This is a genomic window from Methylobacterium sp. P3_A11 (genome assembly GCF_056403155.1).
This window is the reverse complement of sequence record NZ_JBFUGA010000016.1, coordinates 90,305-105,396: the sequence shown is the minus strand read 5'-3', so window position 1 is coordinate 105,396 and position 15,092 is coordinate 90,305. Positions and strand designations below refer to the sequence as shown.

The following is a 15,092-nucleotide window of genomic DNA, read 5'->3' as shown; positions in this document are numbered from 1 at the left end:
GGCGGCGGGTGCGGACGACGCGGCCCCGTCCCGGCGCGGGCGCCGGCACGGGCGCGCGAGGCATGCCGAGAAGAAGTCGGCCACGCCGCCCGGGATGCAGCAGGCCACCCCGGTGGCGATCTTCGGCGACTGGAACGTGTTCGTGAACGGCGACGGCCGCAGCAAGCTCTGCTACGCCATCGCCCAGCCGCAGACGCGCTCGCCCAAGACCCTGAAGCGCGACACCGCCTACCTGTTCGTGAGCGTCCGGAAGGGCGAGAACGTGCAGAACGAGGTGGCGGTGATGCTGGGCTTCCCGTCGAAACCCGCGGCCTCCCAGATCAAGCCCGGCGCGGCGGCCGCCCCTTCCGATCCGAGCCTCAATCTCGGCGCCAGCCGCTACGGCCTCGTGGTGAAGGACGGCAACGCGTGGCTGCAGAACCCCGCCGAGGAGGCGCGGGTCGTCACCGAGATGAGCGCCCGCAACCCCAAGCTCGTGATCAAGACCACGTCGCTCCGCGGGAGTCCGACGAGCGACGAGTACGCCCTCGGCGGGTTCGCGGAGGCGATGAAGCGGACCCGCGACGAGTGCAGCAAGTAGCGCGCGGCTCAGGCGCGGCGCAGGGCCGGCCGACCCGCGCGCGCGGCCGGCCGGGTCTGGGCGTTCATGCGTGCCCGGGCGGCGCGGGCGGCCTGCTCGGCGGTGCGGAAGACGACACCGTCCAGACCGTCGAAATCCCGCGCCGATGAGAAGAATCGGACCCCGCGCCCCTCGGGTACGGCGATTCCGGCGGTGATCTCACCGATCTCGATCACCCGGGCCGGTGCGGTGCGCGGGGCCATCGGGTCGGCGGGATCGGGGCGGTCTTCGGGCGTGAACTCTGCGAAACTGTGCATCGGATTGGGAACTCCCTCGGCCGCGGCGCAAGGCCGTGCCGGATCGCGTCGGCTGCTACGGAGGATCGGCGGGCTATCGTCGACAGCGCCGACGATCGGCACGGGAGCAGGGCGCGTTCGGGAGCGGGAATCGAAAGGACTGCGTTCGACTGATCATCGGACGTCCTCCAGACTGAAGGACCGCGCGGCGCAGGGGCCGTCGCAGTGCTTTAGCGTTTGATCACGCGGCGCAAGCGACGCTTCTCAAATCACCGCGGCCGGAGCGTTCGGCGCCTGGGGCGCGGCTGTTCCGACACCTTGAAGATGGAGGCGGTGCCGCCGGCCGTCAACGGAACGGACTTGCGAATTTCGCGGCCCTTCTGGCAGGAAGCCGGTCCCGGCCGCGCTCCGGAGAGACGGGATCGTTCAGGCCGCGGCGAGGACCGCAGCGAGGGCGGAGAAGTCCGAGAAGATCCGGCTGGCGCCCGCCCGCAGGAGGTCTGCCCCCGCCGGGTCGTGCCCCCAGTGGCCGCCCCCGGTGAAGCCCGCCACCCGCATGCCGGCGCTCCGGGCGGCCGTGACCCCGGGCACGCTGTCCTCGATCACCAGGCAGGCGGCCGGATCGACGCCCATGCGCGCGGCGGCGAACAGGAACAGGTCGGGGAAGGGCTTGCCCCGGGACACCTGCACCGAGGAGAAGACGCGCTCGCCGAACAGGGGCAGCAGCCCGGTCAGGGTCAGGGAGTGGCGCAGCCGCACGGGATCGCTGCTCGAGGCCACGCAGACCGGCAGGTCCAGGGCGGCCACGGCCTCGGCGACGCCGCGCATCGCAATCAGCTTCGCGTCGAACAGCGCCAGGGTCTCGGCCTTCACCGCCTCGACGAAGCCCGGGGGGGCGGTGATTCCGTAATCGCGGGCGATATGCGCCATGATCGAGGGCATCGCCGTGCCGGTGAAGCGCGCGCCCACGGTGGCGCGATCGATATCGACGCCGATCCGGTTGAGCCCCGCGGTGAGGCAGGCGAGGCTCAAGGGTTCGCTATCGACCAGAACGCCATCGCAATCGAAGATCACGAGGCCGAGGTTCTCCGCACGCGCGTCCAAGGTTCACCGTTCCCGCACACGGCCCGCCGCCGCCGGGCGAGGCTGTGGCACGCGTCCGGTGACCGGGCAACAGGCCGTGCCGGCGTTCGCACCGGCCGCTTGCACCGGGCGTCGCGGACCCATACTCCCGTGGCGGGCGCGCCCGCGCACCCGCCACAGCCCACAGGGCAAGGTCGACACGGCACGGCTCAGAAGGCCCCGCGATGTTCCGCTTCCTGGCCCGGGTCCTGGGCTTTCTGCTGATGGCCGGCGGCTTCGTCGCGCTGGTCTATGACGGCGCCCGATCGATCGCCAACAACGGCCTGCGGGTGACGCCGCTCTCCGACCTGATCGCCACCCTGTTCAAGGACAAGGCGGGCGCCCTGCAGGGCAGCGTGGAGGGGGCGGCCCCCTGGCTCTGGCACATTCTGGGCCTGCCGCTCACGCTGGCGCCGGTCTCCCTGATCGGCCTCGGCCTCGGCGCGGCGCTGCTCTGGCTCGGCCAGCCGGGCCGCGAGCCGATCGGCTTCCTGACGAGGCCCTGAGCGTCGCGCGGATTCTGGGCCGGATCCTAGCGGGCCGCGAGCTTGGCTTCGGCCTCGGCGAGGGCGCGTTTCAGCCGCTCGATCTCACCTCTCAGCGCATGGTGCTCGCTCACGTCGAACTGCGATGCGAAGAAGTAGACGACCCGGCCCTCCGCATCCCGCACCGGCCCGACATAGAGGGCGTTCTGGAAGGTCGTGCCGTCCTTGCGGTAGTTGAGGAGGTCGACCTGGACGTCGTCCCCCTGCCGGATGCCGTCCCGGAGCCGGTCGACGGCCGCCGGATCGGTGTCGGGACCCTGCAGGAAGCGGCAGTTGCGGCCGACCACCTCGAGCCGGGTGTAGCCGGTCAGCTTCAGGAACGCGTCGTTCACGAAGACGATCGGGTTGTCGTACTGGGACGGATCCGTGATGATCATCGGCATCCGGGTCGCGCGCACGGCCGCGGCGAAGGGGTCGCCCCGGTGCGCCTCCGCCTTCAGGTTGGCCGGCACATGGCTCGTCGCGGTCCCGCCCGTCTCCATCCAGATCGGTTCCCCTCGCGCCCCGCAGGACGGCCCTTCGGGGGCGTCCCTCGGGTTACAAGCCGGAATTCGCCACCGACGTCCAGCCTCGCGTCGGCGTTTCCCGATGTCGCGGACGCGAAGGCTGTCCCGGTATCCGCGCTGCCCTGTCGGAGCGGTCTCGGCGGCATCGGCGTCAGCGGCGCGGCGGGGCCGCAGATCGCCGCCTGAGCCTCACGGGCTGCTGCCGGGCCGCGTCTGCGCGCCCGGCGCCGCGGGCGCGGAGCGGTTGCCCCCCGCCAGGGGGGGCGTGCTGTTCGGGCTGCGCAGCACGATCAGCACGCTGCCCAGGACCGAGAGGGCGACGGCGGTGGCGAGGAGGAGGAAGAGCCAGCGGGGCATCCGGTGGCGTTAGCACATCGGGCCGGCGGGTCGAACCGGCCGAAGCGCTGCACCACCCCGTCTACGGCGCCTTCAGCACCGTCCGGCAGGCCGAGGGCAGCGCCGCCATGGTCATGGCCGGCTTGGGCTTCGGCGGCACCTTCGGGGGCTTCGGGTGGAGCACCTTGTCCGAGAACCAGTAGCCGAGGTCGTCGCAGCCGTCGCCCGGAGGCGGCGCGCCCTGAGGCTGGCACTCCTCCTGGCCGGCCGGGCAGGAGAGGCGGATATGGTAGTGATAGTTGTGCCCGTACATCGGGCGCACCTTGGACATCCAGCGGCTGCCCGCGGCGTCGCGGCAGAGCGCCTTCTTGATCGCCGCGTTGACGAAGATGCGCTCCACCTCCGGCTGCTCGGCGGTCATCTTGATCAGCTGCAGATGCGTCGGCGTCCACACCTGCGGATCGATATCGAGGCGGTCGGGCCGGACCATGTCGGTCGCCGAGGTCTCCTCGCGCTCCGCCCGGCTCATGCGGTGGTCGGGCATCGGCGTCAACCAGACATCGGCGTCGATGCCGATCTGGTGGGAGGCGTGGCCGGTGATCATCGGGCCGCCGCGGGGCTGGGCCATGTCACCCACGAGCAGCCCCGGCCAGCCGACCCGGGCGGCCTTCTGCGACAGGCGCTCGATGAAGTCGACGAGGTAGGGCGTGCCCCACATCCGGTTGCGCGACGGACGCATGACCTGCCAGTTCTGGCCGTCGAGCGGCAGCGCCTCACCCCCGGAGAAGCAGCCCTTGGCGTAGAAGCCGTAGATATGGGCCGGACCGGAGGACGCCCGGGTGACGCGGCCGAACAGGGCCTTGGCGGGGGTCGAGGGCGCGTCGGGATGCTCCAGGGGCGGCAGCGGCTTCGGGGTGAGGCTGCCGCGGTCCTGGGCCTGGGCGGCGGCGGGCAGGAGCAGGGCGGCGAGCGCGAGGCTCTGGGCGAAACGCGGCATCGGCATGCGGGGTTGTTCGTCCGGCTGGAGAGGGCGGGCGCGGGTGCCCGCGGGACCCTCGCTCAGGGCCGGGGCGATTTTCGGGCAGGCAGCCCGCATCCCCGCGAGCACCGGCCCGGGCACCGAGCCTGCCGATCGGGTTCTCCCTCAGGCCGGTCTCGCGATCCTTCCGACCGCGCGATGCGGACACGCGGCCGCGCCGCGGCCCTCAATGCTGACGGCGGGTCACCGGGCCGGACCAGCCGGGGAGGTAGTCGGCATCCTTGGACTTGGCGAGCGACATCGCCTTCTCCAGGGCGGAGGAGAAATCGCCCTCGATGCGCTTCTCCTTGACGTTGCGCCGCAGGAAGTCGGCCCACAGGAACTCGCTGAACGGGGTCGTGTCCTTGGCGAAGCCGCCGGCCCGGCGCAATTCGCCGGCGAGGCTGCGGTACGGATCGTCCGCCAGGGCATCCACCGACCTCGGGATCTCCTTGAAGGCCTGGCGCACGCCCTCGGCATCGTAGGGATGCACCCAGGACTTGTGGTCGCACACCGTCCAGAACGCGTCCTTGTCGAGGTAGTGCAGGTCGGCCACCACGGTGACGAGAACGCTCTCGACCCCCTCCTCGTGGAGGGCGCAGGCGAGGTGGTGGTGATCGATGATGTAGTGGTGCTTCTTCGGCCCCAGCAGCGTCGGGATCATGTGGGCGCCGAGGAATGCCTTCTTCTTCTCGCCGTCGTATTCCCGCCAGCGGCGCCGCTTCTCCGACACCTCCCGATAGCCCACCGTCATCTGCGTGGGGCGCAGCTCCGCGATCGGCACGGGTTTCAGCAGCGGCTCTCGGTTGGTCATGGGCGATGCTTCCGGCGTGGATTTGTCACGCAAATGTCACAACGCGGCCGCGATCAGAAGAGCGAAGGGGCGGGACCCCTCTCACGTTTCCGGGATGAGGCCCGCGCGAACGGTCTCCAGGACGAACACGCGAATCGCCGACGACAGGTTCTGGCCGCTGCGTCGGGCATCGATCGTGCCGACGAGCGCCTGGACCGACTGGCCACGGGCTTCGGCGATCTCCCGGAGCGCGCCCCAGAACGGATCCTCCAGGGATACGCTGGTGCGGTGGCCGGCGATCATCACCGAGCGCTTGGTGATGCCCGCACTCATGCCGACGCGGCCGCCCTTCCCGTCTTTGCGAGCGGAGCGAAGCAATCCAGGGCAGCGCGATCCTGGTCGGCGTGGCGCAACTGGATTGCTTCGCTCCGCTCGCAAAGACGGTGAGGCTGCCGCATCCGGATCCGCTTTCAGTCAGCTGCGTCAGGATCCGGCGCGCCCCGCTCCAGGCGATGGCCCTCGTGGCGCTCGGTCTCCAGGGCCTTGCGGCGCTGCTGGAGCGTCTTGGCCTTCTTCGGCTGCCCGAAGGCGATCCGGTTGGATTCGGCCTTCGTGTCGGCGTCGGCACGGGCCTTTGCCTTGCGGACCTGACGCAGGTTGATGATCTCGGCCATGGATCGCCTCCCGTGACCGGCGCAGGAGACCCCGCGCCGGCAAGTCCCCAACCTTAGTCGGCGCTCGGCGCCAGCATGGTCTCTGGCCGGACCACGCGCTCGAACTCCGCCTCGGTCACGTAGCCGAGGCGCAGCGCCTCCTGCTTGAGGGTGGTGCCGTTCTTGTGCGCGGTCTTGGCGATCTCGGCGGCCCTGTCGTAGCCGATCGAGGGGGCCAGCGCGGTCACCAGCATGAGCGAGCGGCTCATCAGGTCGGCGATCTTGTCCTCGTTGGCCTTGATGCCGACCACACAATTGTCGGTGAAGCTCACCGCCGCGTCGGCGAGCAGGCGCACCGATTGCAGCACCGCGTTGGCGATCACCGGCTTGAACACGTTGAGCTCGAAATTGCCCTGGCTGCCGGCGAAGCTCACCGTGGTGCCGTTGCCGATCACCTGGGCGCAGACCATGGTCAGGGCCTCGCACTGGGTCGGGTTGACCTTGCCGGGCATGATCGAGGAGCCGGGCTCGTTCTCGGGCAGGGACAGCTCGCCGAGGCCCGAGCGCGGACCCGAGCCGAGGAAGCGGATGTCCTGGGCGATCTTGAACAGGCCGGCGGCGAGCGCCGCGAGGGCGCCCTGGGTGAACACCAGGGCATCGTGGGTGGCGAGCGCCTCGAACTTGTTCTCGGCCGAGGTGAAGGGCAGCCCGGTCAGCTCGGCGACCTTGGCGGCGAAGCGCTCCGCGAATTCCGGATGGGCGTTGAGGCCTGTGCCGACCGCGGTGCCGCCCTGGGCGAGCGCCAGGACCCCAGGCAGGGTCGCGGCGACCCGCGATCCGCCGAGCGCCACCTGTGCGGCGTAGCCGGAGAATTCCTGGCCCAGCGAGACCGGCGTGGCGTCCTGCAGGTGGGTGCGGCCGATCTTGACGATCGACTCGAACGCCTTGGCCTTGGCGTCCAGGGCGCCGTGCAGGTGGGACAGCGCCGGCAGCAGGCGCCCCTGGATCTCCCGCGCCACCGCGATGTGCATGGCGGTGGGGAAGGTGTCGTTGGAGGACTGGCCGCGGTTGCAATGGTCGTTCGGGTGGACCGGCGACTTACCGCCGCGCTTGCCCCCGAGGCGCTCGTTGGCGAGGCTGGCGATCACCTCGTTGGCGTTCATGTTCGACTGTGTGCCCGAGCCGGTCTGGTAGACGACGAGGGGGAACTCGTCGTCGTAGCGGCCCTCGACGACCTCGGCGGCCGAGGCCGCGATCGCGTCGGCCAGCGCCGGCTCGAGGGCGCCCAGATCCTTGTTCACCAGGGCGGCGGCCTGCTTCACGACGCCCAGGGCGTGCACCAGCGGCGCCGGCATCCGGTCGGTCCCGATCTTGAAGTTCTGGATCGAACGTTGGGTCTGCGCACCCCAGTAGCGATGCGCCGGGACCTCGATCGGACCGAAGGTATCGGACTCGGTGCGGGTGGCGGTCTCGGTGGGCGACATCGTGGCCTCTACGTCTGGTGCAGTGCGGTGCCTACTTAAATGAGGCGCGGGTGAATCGCGATGCCGGTTTTCCCGGCACCCCGACAAGAGCGGACCTCTGTTCCCGCCGGACAAGGAGCCGATGAGCGCGACGATCGACCTGCCCGAGCCCCCCACCCGGTTCCGCCCCGCCGTGCCGCCGCGCCTGCGCGAGCCCCTCGGCCTGTTCGCGTTCCTGCGGGCGGCTCGGAAGAACCCGATCACCACCTGGATGGACGCGCATTTCAAGCTGCCGGTGGTGGCGGCCGAAGGCGCGATGGGCCGGATCACCCTGGTGAGCGACCCGGCGCTGATCCGTTACCTGCTCATCGAGAATGCGGACGGCTACCGCAAGGACGACCTCCAGCGCCGGGTCCTCGCCCCCGGGCTCGGCAACGGCCTGCTCAGCGCCGAGGGCGACGAGTGGCGGCTTCAGCGCCGGACGCTGGCGCCGATCTTCAACGCCCGCACGGTCCAGGGATTCTCCGAGGCGATGAACGCGGCCGGCGCCCGCCTCGCCCGCCGCCTCGGCCGCCGGGCTGGCAAGCAGGTCGACGTGGCCCTCGAGATGACCCGCGTCACCCTCGACGTGCTGGAGCGGACGATCTTCACCCAGGGTTTGCCGAGCGATCCGGATGCTCTGGGCCGCGCCATCACGCGCTTCCTGGAGGCGGTGGGGCCGATCGACCCCCTCGACGTGTTCGGCGTGCCCGATTTCGTCCCCCGGATCGGCCGCCTGCGGGCGCGGCCGGCGGGGCGCTTCTTCGCCGAGGTGGTCGACGAACTCATCGCCCGGCGCAAGGCGCTGATGGCGCGGGGCGAGGCGCCCCGGGACCTCCTTACCCTGCTCCTCGCGGCGCAGGATCCCGAGACCGGCAACGGCCTCTCCGACCTCGCCGTGAAGGCCAACATCGTCACCTTCATCGCGGCTGGGCACGAAACCACCGCCAATTCCCTGACCTGGGCTCTGTACTGCCTCTCGCAGGATCCCGCCGCGCAGGCGCGGATCGAGGCCGAGGTCGATGCGGCCGGGCCGGGGGACTTCGCCATCGAGGCGCTGCCCTTCACCCGGGCGGTGATCGAGGAGGCGATGCGGCTGTTTCCGCCGGTTCCGTTCCTCAGCCGGCAGGCGATCCGGGACGACCGGCTCGGCCGGATCAAGGTCCCGCGGGGCTCGCTGGTGATGATCGCGCCCTGGGTCCTCCACCGCCACCACTTGCTCTGGGAGGATCCCGACGCCTTCGTGCCGGAGCGGTTCCTGCCGGAGCGGCGCGACGTGATCGCCCGCTTCGCCTACCTGCCGTTCGGGGCGGGGCCGCGGGTCTGCATCGGCCAGAGCTTTTCAATTCAGGAGGCCGTGATCGTGCTGGCGCATGTGGTCCGGGCGGTGCGCTTCCGGTTACCGGAGGATCACCTGCCGGTCACGCCGCTCCACCGGGTGACGCTTCGGCCGGAGCACGGCCTGCGCATGGAGGCCGTGGCGCGGGGCTAATCGCTCCGGCGTGCCTCGAGCTTGCGCGTGTTGTGGTCGTAGATCCGGCTCGCGATCCAGACGCCGGCAAAGGTCACGGCCGACATCGCTAAAGCGATGCCAAGAATCTGGTTTGCATAGGCCTGGGTCATCCGATCAATCCTCCAGGCGCAGGAATCTGATCACCAGCTGACCCATCAAATGTAGGACGATTGCCGCTGTCAGCAAAGTCCACCCCCCTCGGCGAGCAGATCCAGATGCCGCTGTGCGAGGGGATTGATCACGGCGATGCCGATCGTCGCGATTGCCGACGCGTTCAACAGAATCGCGACCAGCTTAAGGCCCTCGTCGAAGCGCTTCGCGCGATGCTTCCGCGAAGCGACCGACAGCATCGGCTGCGGACCGTGTCGTCCACCGCATGAAGCCCGGGGCCGTCGATTCGGCCCGGGACAGGTTCAGCTCTTCTTGCGGAACGCGTCCAGGCTCACGACCTCGGCGCTGCCTTCCTCGCCTTCTTTCTTGGCGGCGGGGCGGGGCGCCTTCTCGTCGGCCTTGCCGGTGGATTTCTCGCCCTGCGCGGCCGGCGCCGGAAGCCCTTTCGGGGCGCTCGCTCCGATCGTGGCGACTTCGGCGGCCTTGGGGCGGACCTCGCCGGGTTCGGAGCCTGCCCCCCGCGGTCCCGGCTTGGCCGGTGCGGTGTTCGCCTCCTCGGGCGTCTCGCCAGCCTCGCTGAGGTCGAACTTCAGGCCGAACTGGACGGAGGGGTCGAAGAAGCCCGACAGGGCGTCGAACGGCACCAGCAGCCGCTCCGGCACGCCCGAGAAGGACAGCCCGACCTCGAAGGCATGCTCGGTGACGTTCAGGTCCCAGAACTGGTGCTGCAGGACGATGGTCATGTCCTGCGGGTACTTCTCGCGCAGGGCCTGCGACATCCGGACCCCGGGCGCCTCGGTCCGGAACGAGACGTAGAAATGGTGCTCGCCCATCAGCCCTTCGCGGGCCGCGTCGGTCAGCACCTTGCGCACCACGCCGCGCAGGGCGTCCTGTACCAGGAGGTCGTAGCGGATCAGGTCGTCTGCCATCTGCGGTCGCGCTCTAGCCCGGTCTGCGCCCGGCGCCCCGCCGCGGATGGCCGGACCGAGGAATGAAGTGGAGGCTTCTGGTGCCAGGTGCCTCCGGACCCCGCCTATGCGGTGCTACCCGCTAGGACTTCAGATCGGTATTGGGGACCGCTTACGCGGCCACCGCCACCGGAGCAAAGTTGTCGTTGGCAACTCTTGCGAAGGCCCGATAACGGCGGAACCATGCCGAGCGAAAGTCCAACCTTTACGCCCTCGTCGATCCTAACTTCGCCCCCGCCGGAGCCCAGGCTCGTGACACGCCCCTTGCGGCAGCATGTCCTGGGTTCGGGTGGAGGCGCCGGGTACCGCCCCCGGGTCCGATAGGTTTATTGCGAAGAACGTTTATCGCCATAGCCGGCCTCGCGACCGGCACCCAAGATATAGAGGGGATCGGTCCGGTTTTGAAGCCCGATCGTGTCGCGCCGCTGTCTCAGGGCGAGTCTCTCGGCGAGGCTGTTGCCGGAAGCGCGCAGTCGCGTCCCGGCGCGTCGCCCGATGTCCCGCATCCCGGCGTCGGACGGGCGATCTGGAGCCTCATCGCCCTGGTCGCGCTCGTCGTCTTCTACCTCGGTGCCGCGAGCCTGCTCGCGCTGGGAAGCGTCCGCGTCGGGTTCGATCTGTGGAGCGGGATCGACCCGTTCCTGCCGCCGGAGCGGCGCCCGTTCCTGGGCGCGGTGGAACTGGCCCACCGTGCCTTCGCCACCGATGCCCTCCGGCAGGTGTTCCTTGCCGGTCTGGTGGTGGGCGCCGCGTGGTGGCGGGACCGGACCGGCTGGCGGCGGCGCCTCGCCCTCGATCGTGAGCGCCCGAACGGGATGCGGCCCGTGGCGCTGCTGGGTGTCCTCCTCGTCTGGCCGGTGCTGCACATCGTCTGGGTGACCGGCACGGCGGAGCTGTTCGGCGCGAGCTTCGGCCAGCACGTGCGGCTGTCGCCGTTCATGAGCCAGGCTGCGGTCGCGGCGTGGCTTGCCTATCTCGCGATCCTCGCCCCGGTGGCCGAGGAGCTGCTCCTGCGCGGCGAGGCCTATGCCCGGACCGAGGCGGTTCTCGGACCCAGGGCCGCCATCCTGGTCACCGCGATCATCTTCGCCGCCGCCCACATCTCGTCCTGGGGGCTCGCCCGGCCGGTCTCGCTGCTGCCCCTCGCCCTGGCGCTCGGCTGGCTGCGCTGGCGCACCGGCCGCCTCTGGCCCGGCATCGCCCTGCATGGCTGGTCGAACCTCGCCCTCGTCACCTACCTGCTCTGGCCGCCCTGACCGCCGGGCCGCGTGACGACGGTGGACAGATGCCGCCGTCGAACTTGCCGGGCGCTCCGCCCGCGCGCAGGAATGCACGATGGACGCTTACCAGGACCTGCTGCGGCGCATCCTCGACGAGGGCGCCGCCAAGGACGACCGCACCGGCACCGGGACGCTCTCGGTGTTCGGCCACCAGATGCGCTTCGACCTCGCGGCGGGCTTCCCGCTGGTCACCACGAAGCGCCTGCACCTGCGCTCGATCATCCACGAACTGCTCTGGTTCCTGGCCGGCGACACCAACGTGGCGGCGCTCCGGGCGAACGGCGTGACGATCTGGGACGAGTGGGCGGACGCGGACGGCGATCTCGGCCCGGTCTACGGCAAGCAGTGGCGCTCCTGGGAGAAGCCGGGCGGCGGCACCGTCGATCAGATCGCCTGGGTGCTTGACGAGATCCGGCGCAACCCCGACTCCCGTCGCCTGATCGTCTCGGCCTGGAACCCGGCCGACCTCGACCGCATGGCGCTCGCCCCCTGCCATTGCCTGTTCCAGTTCTACGTGAGCGAGGGGCGGCTCTCCTGCCAGCTCTACCAGCGCTCGGCGGACGTGTTTCTCGGCGTGCCGTTCAACATCGCGAGCTACGCGCTCCTGACCCACATGATCGCCCAGGTGACCGGCCTCGGGGTCGGCGATTTCGTCCACACCTTCGGCGATGCCCATCTCTACCGGAACCACCTGGAGCAGACCCGCACCCTGCTGACCCGCGCCCCGCGCCCGCTGCCGCAGCTGCGGATCAACCCGGAGGTCCGCGACCTCTTCGCCTTCCGATACGAGGACTTTTCCGTCGCGGGCTACGACCCGCATCCGGCCATCGCGGCCCCGGTGGCGGTATGAGCCCGATCGTCTCCCTCGTCGCAGCCGTCGCCCGCAACGGCGTGATCGGCCGCGACAACGGCCTCGCCTGGCATCTCTCCAGCGACCTGAAGCGGTTCAAGGCGCTGACCATGGGCAAGCCGATGCTGATGGGCCGGCGGACCTGGGACTCGATCGGGCGGCCGCTGCCCGGCCGCCGCACCCTGGTGCTCACCCGGGACCGCGGTTTCCGCGCCGCGGGGGCCGAGATCGTCCACGACTGGGAGGCGGCGCTGGCCGCCGCCGCCGGGACGGAGCTGATGGTGGTGGGCGGCGCCGAGATCTACGCCCTCGCCCTCCCGTTTGCCGACCGGCTCCACCTCACCGAGGTCGCCGCCGAGCCCGAGGGCGACGTGCGATTCCCGGCCTTCGACCACGGCCGGTTCCGGGAGACGCGCCGCGAGGCGCATCCGGCGGGACCCCGGGACGAGCACGCCTTCGCCTTCGTCGATTGGGAGCGCGTCCGCTGAGGCGCGCCGCCGCATTTGCGTTCCACGCCGCGCATGCCCACCTGCCTGCCTTGACAGCATGGGGCGTGCGCCCGCAGGTGCCTGTCGGGTGCGCGCTCACGCCGGGTCTGCACATCCTGTGGGATCATGCGCGCGGGCAGGTTCTTAGAGACCCCGATCGGCCGCGATCGCATCGCGGCCGGGCCGGATGGTCGGGACTAGGCGGGCGAGCGTGGCCGTTCAGGCAGGGGGCGCGGGCCGGGATGYGGGCCGGGCGCGGGCAGGCAGGAGACGACGGCTAGAATGCCTTGGAGCAATCAGAGCGGTGGCGGGGGGCCCTGGGGTCGGCCCGGCGGCAACGGCGGCGGTCCCTGGGGTGGCGGCGGTGGCGGCGGCAAGACGCCGCCGAGTCTCGAGGACCTGTTGCGGCGCGGGCAGGATCGCCTGCGCGGTCTGATCCCGGGCGGCGGCGGCACGGGTGGCGGCTACGGCGGCGGCGGATCGACGGGTGTCGGCGGCGGCCGCAGCGCGGCGGTGATCGCCGTCCTGGCCGTGGCGATCTGGCTCGCCACCGGCTTCTACACTGTCTATCCCCGTCAGGTCGGCATCGAGACGATCTTCGGCCGCTACATCGGCACCAAGGGCGAGGGCCTGCGCTACAACTTCCCCTATCCGATCGGTGGCGTGGTCAAGCCCGACGTCGGCTCCCAGAATTCGATCCAGATCGGCTTCCGTGCCGGTCCCGGCGGCCAGGGCCGCACCCGCGACGTGCCGGACGAGAGCCTGATGCTCACCGGCGACGAGAACATCGTCGATCTCGACTTCGAGGTGCAGTGGCGGGTCAACCCGCTGAAGGCCTCCGACTTCGTGTTCAACCTCCAGAACCCGGAGGGCACCATCAAGGCGATCTCCGAGAGCGCGATGCGCGAGGTGATCGGCCGCCGCAACATCCAGGCGATCCTCACCAACGAGCAGTCGAGCATCGCCCAGGAAGTCAAGGAAATGGTCCAGAAGGCCCTCGACGAGTACGGGGCCGGCGTCCGCATCGAGGTGGTGCAGCTCGTCTCGGTCAACCCGCCGCCGGAGGTGCGTCCCGCCTTCATCGACGTGAACGCCGCCCAGCAGGACGCCGACACGGCGCAGAACGAGGCCAAGACCTACGCCAGCCGCGAGGTGCCGCAGGCCCGCGGCAAGGCGTCCCAGATCGTCCAGCAGGCCGAGGCCTACCGGACCAAGGCGACCGCCGACGCCACCGGCCAGGCGGCCCGGTTCAGCGAGGTCTACGCCTCCTACAAGGCCGCCCCGGCGATCAGCCGCGAGCGGATCTTCCTGGAGACGATGGAGAAGGTCCTGGGCTCCGTGAACAAGGTGATCATCGACCAGAACGGGACGCAGCCCGGGGCGGCGACCGCCGCCGGCGTGCTGCCGGTGCTGCCGCTCGCGGAGTTCGGCGCCCGCGCCCAGACCCAGACGGGAGCCGCCCGATGAAGCAGGCCCTCCGCACCGGCCTGATCGCCATCGCCGCGATCGTCGCGATCGGCCTCTATGCGTCGATCTTCACCGTCGGCCAAATGCAGCAGGCCCTCGTCCTGCAGTTCGGCCGCGTCCGCGCCGTCCTCAACGCCACCGGCGAGGAGAAGCCAGGCCTGTACTTCAAGATCCCGTTCATGGAGAACGTGGTCATCTTCGACAAGCGCGTGCTCGACCTCGACCTGCCGGTGCAGACGGTGCTCACCGCCGACCGGCAGAACCTGGAGGTGGACGCCTTCGCCCGCTACCGGATCCTCGATCCGCTGCGCTTCTATCAGGCGGTGGGCAATATCGGGCTGGCCAACCAGAGGCTCGCGAGCTTCACGAATTCCAGCCTGCGCAACGTGCTGGCCCGCTCGACCCGCGACGCCATCGTGAAGACCGATCGCGGCCAGCTGATGCATCAGATCCAGGAGGACGTGAACCGGCAGGCCAAGGCGCTGGGCATCGAGATCGTCGATCTGCGCATGACCCGCGTCGACCTGCCCGCTCAGAACTCCGCTGCCGTCTACCGGCGGATGAAGACCGAGCGCGAACGCGAGGCCGCCGACATCCGGGCCAACGGCGACCAGATCGCCGCCACGATCCGCGCCAAGGCCGAACGCGAGGTCACGGTGATCCTGGCCGAGGCTACCCAGAAATCCGAGCAGCTGCGCGGACAGGGTGACGCGGACAAGAACCGCATCCTCGCGGACGCGTTCGGCAAGGACCCGGACTTCTTCAGCTTCTATCGCTCGATGCAGGCCTACGAGACCGGGTTGAAGGGCTCCGACACGCGGCTGGTGATCAGCCCCAGCTCGGACTTCTTCCGCTACTTCAGCGACCCGCAGGGCAAGGCGGCCGCCTCGGCGCCGCGTGGTCCGCGCGGACCGGTCGATCCGAGCGCGACCACCGGGTCGACGACCGGGGCCGCGGTCGGGACGCCGCGCTGATCGGGGCGCGAGTTGGCGCTCCGGAGCCCGGAGACTACCTTACAGGAAAACCCGCGGGCGGCCGAACCTCGGTCCAGTCCCGCGGGGCCGGAAACGCGTTCTTGAAGAGGT

General features: G+C 70.4%; 20 protein-coding genes and 1 other RNA gene. 8 read left to right on the top strand and 13 right to left on the bottom strand.

Annotated features, from left to right (window positions below):
- A partial coding sequence (locus AC1DXK_RS07910; protein ID WP_477297373.1) for an invasion associated locus b family protein occupies positions 1-580 on the top strand: 580 nt, incomplete at its 5' end.
- An 8-nt stretch (positions 581-588) separates the two neighbouring features.
- Here the strand turns inward: AC1DXK_RS07910 and AC1DXK_RS07905 are convergent.
- The gene (locus tag AC1DXK_RS07905) at positions 589-876 is read right to left on the bottom strand and encodes a hypothetical protein (protein WP_457106636.1); all 288 of its coding nucleotides are present in this window, start codon (positions 874-876) and stop codon (positions 589-591) included.
- A gap of 405 nt (positions 877-1,281) precedes the next feature.
- The gene (locus AC1DXK_RS07900; RefSeq protein ID WP_457106635.1) at positions 1,282-1,959 is read right to left on the bottom strand and encodes an HAD family hydrolase; all 678 of its coding nucleotides are present in this window, start codon (positions 1,957-1,959) and stop codon (positions 1,282-1,284) included.
- Positions 1,960-2,162: 203 nt separating this feature from the next.
- Between AC1DXK_RS07900 and AC1DXK_RS07895 the strand changes: the two genes are divergently transcribed.
- Positions 2,163-2,483: a PetM family of cytochrome b6f complex subunit 7 gene (locus AC1DXK_RS07895; protein WP_457106634.1), complete on the top strand. Its 321-nt coding sequence runs from the start codon at positions 2,163-2,165 to the stop codon at positions 2,481-2,483.
- A gap of 26 nt (positions 2,484-2,509) precedes the next feature.
- Here the strand turns inward: AC1DXK_RS07895 and AC1DXK_RS07890 are convergent, their stop codons facing one another.
- The 7 genes from AC1DXK_RS07890 to fumC form a co-directional block, all read right to left on the bottom strand.
- Entirely contained in the window at positions 2,510-3,004 is a 495-nt protein-coding gene (locus AC1DXK_RS07890) for a PAS domain-containing protein (protein WP_457106633.1), read from the bottom strand.
- Positions 3,005-3,217: 213 nt separating this feature from the next.
- Entirely contained in the window at positions 3,218-3,385 is a 168-nt protein-coding gene (locus AC1DXK_RS07885; RefSeq protein WP_457106632.1) for a hypothetical protein, read from the bottom strand.
- Between the two features lie 61 nt (positions 3,386-3,446).
- Complete coding sequence (gene mepA / locus AC1DXK_RS07880; RefSeq protein WP_457106631.1) at positions 3,447-4,367, bottom strand: penicillin-insensitive murein endopeptidase; 921 nt, start codon at positions 4,365-4,367, stop codon at positions 3,447-3,449.
- 202 nt (positions 4,368-4,569) lie between these two features.
- Positions 4,570-5,196 carry a ParB-like protein gene (locus AC1DXK_RS07875; RefSeq protein ID WP_457106630.1) on the bottom strand — a complete coding sequence of 209 codons (627 nt, stop codon included), beginning with the start codon at positions 5,194-5,196 and terminating at the stop codon, positions 4,570-4,572.
- 81 nt (positions 5,197-5,277) lie between these two features.
- Positions 5,278-5,508, bottom strand: coding sequence for a ribbon-helix-helix domain-containing protein (locus tag AC1DXK_RS07870; protein WP_457106629.1), 231 nt, complete (start codon positions 5,506-5,508; stop codon positions 5,278-5,280).
- A gap of 137 nt (positions 5,509-5,645) precedes the next feature.
- Positions 5,646-5,849, bottom strand: a complete 204-nt coding sequence (locus AC1DXK_RS07865; RefSeq protein WP_457106628.1) for a DUF4169 family protein — start codon at positions 5,847-5,849, stop codon at positions 5,646-5,648.
- Between the two features lie 53 nt (positions 5,850-5,902).
- Positions 5,903-7,312, bottom strand: coding sequence for a class II fumarate hydratase (gene fumC / locus AC1DXK_RS07860; protein WP_457106627.1), 1,410 nt, complete (start codon positions 7,310-7,312; stop codon positions 5,903-5,905).
- Between the two features lie 121 nt (positions 7,313-7,433).
- Here fumC and AC1DXK_RS07855 point away from each other — a divergent pair, with 121 nt between their 5' ends.
- A complete protein-coding gene (locus AC1DXK_RS07855; RefSeq protein WP_457106626.1) occupies positions 7,434-8,822 on the top strand; it encodes a cytochrome P450 in 1,389 nt (462 codons plus the stop codon).
- Here AC1DXK_RS07855 and AC1DXK_RS07850 read toward each other — a convergent pair.
- From AC1DXK_RS07850 to ssrA, 4 genes are all read right to left on the bottom strand, one after another.
- Positions 8,819-8,953 (bottom strand): hypothetical protein, encoded by a 135-nt coding sequence (locus AC1DXK_RS07850; protein ID WP_457106625.1) that lies wholly within the window; start codon positions 8,951-8,953, stop codon positions 8,819-8,821. The two genes, AC1DXK_RS07855 and AC1DXK_RS07850, sit on opposite strands and share 4 nt — an antisense overlap.
- A gap of 69 nt (positions 8,954-9,022) precedes the next feature.
- The gene (locus AC1DXK_RS07845) at positions 9,023-9,193 is read right to left on the bottom strand and encodes a hypothetical protein (RefSeq protein WP_457106624.1); all 171 of its coding nucleotides are present in this window, start codon (positions 9,191-9,193) and stop codon (positions 9,023-9,025) included.
- Between the two features lie 63 nt (positions 9,194-9,256).
- A complete protein-coding gene (locus tag AC1DXK_RS07840) occupies positions 9,257-9,883 on the bottom strand; it encodes an SspB family protein (protein ID WP_457106623.1) in 627 nt (208 codons plus the stop codon).
- Positions 9,884-9,949: 66 nt separating this feature from the next.
- Positions 9,950-10,332: a transfer-messenger RNA gene (gene ssrA, locus AC1DXK_RS07835) on the bottom strand.
- Here ssrA and AC1DXK_RS07830 point away from each other — a divergent pair.
- The 5 genes from AC1DXK_RS07830 to hflC all read left to right on the top strand — a co-directional run bounded on the left by AC1DXK_RS07830 (position 10,324) and on the right by hflC (position 14,981).
- Positions 10,324-11,178, top strand: a complete 855-nt coding sequence (locus AC1DXK_RS07830; RefSeq protein WP_477297367.1) for a lysostaphin resistance A-like protein — start codon at positions 10,324-10,326, stop codon at positions 11,176-11,178. The two genes, ssrA and AC1DXK_RS07830, sit on opposite strands and share 9 nt — an antisense overlap.
- A 79-nt stretch (positions 11,179-11,257) precedes the next feature.
- The gene (locus tag AC1DXK_RS07825; protein WP_457106621.1) at positions 11,258-12,052 is read left to right on the top strand and encodes a thymidylate synthase; all 795 of its coding nucleotides are present in this window, start codon (positions 11,258-11,260) and stop codon (positions 12,050-12,052) included.
- Positions 12,049-12,540: a dihydrofolate reductase gene (locus tag AC1DXK_RS07820; protein WP_457106620.1), complete on the top strand. Its 492-nt coding sequence runs from the start codon at positions 12,049-12,051 to the stop codon at positions 12,538-12,540. Before AC1DXK_RS07825 ends, AC1DXK_RS07820 begins: the two co-directional genes overlap by 4 nt.
- Before the next feature lie 282 nt (positions 12,541-12,822).
- The gene (gene hflK / locus AC1DXK_RS07815; RefSeq protein ID WP_457106619.1) at positions 12,823-14,007 is read left to right on the top strand and encodes an FtsH protease activity modulator HflK; all 1,185 of its coding nucleotides are present in this window, start codon (positions 12,823-12,825) and stop codon (positions 14,005-14,007) included.
- Positions 14,004-14,981 carry a protease modulator HflC gene (gene hflC / locus AC1DXK_RS07810; protein ID WP_457106618.1) on the top strand — a complete coding sequence of 326 codons (978 nt, stop codon included), beginning with the start codon at positions 14,004-14,006 and terminating at the stop codon, positions 14,979-14,981. The genes hflK and hflC overlap by 4 nt, the downstream gene beginning before the upstream one ends.
- The last annotated feature ends 111 nt before the right edge of the window (positions 14,982-15,092 follow it).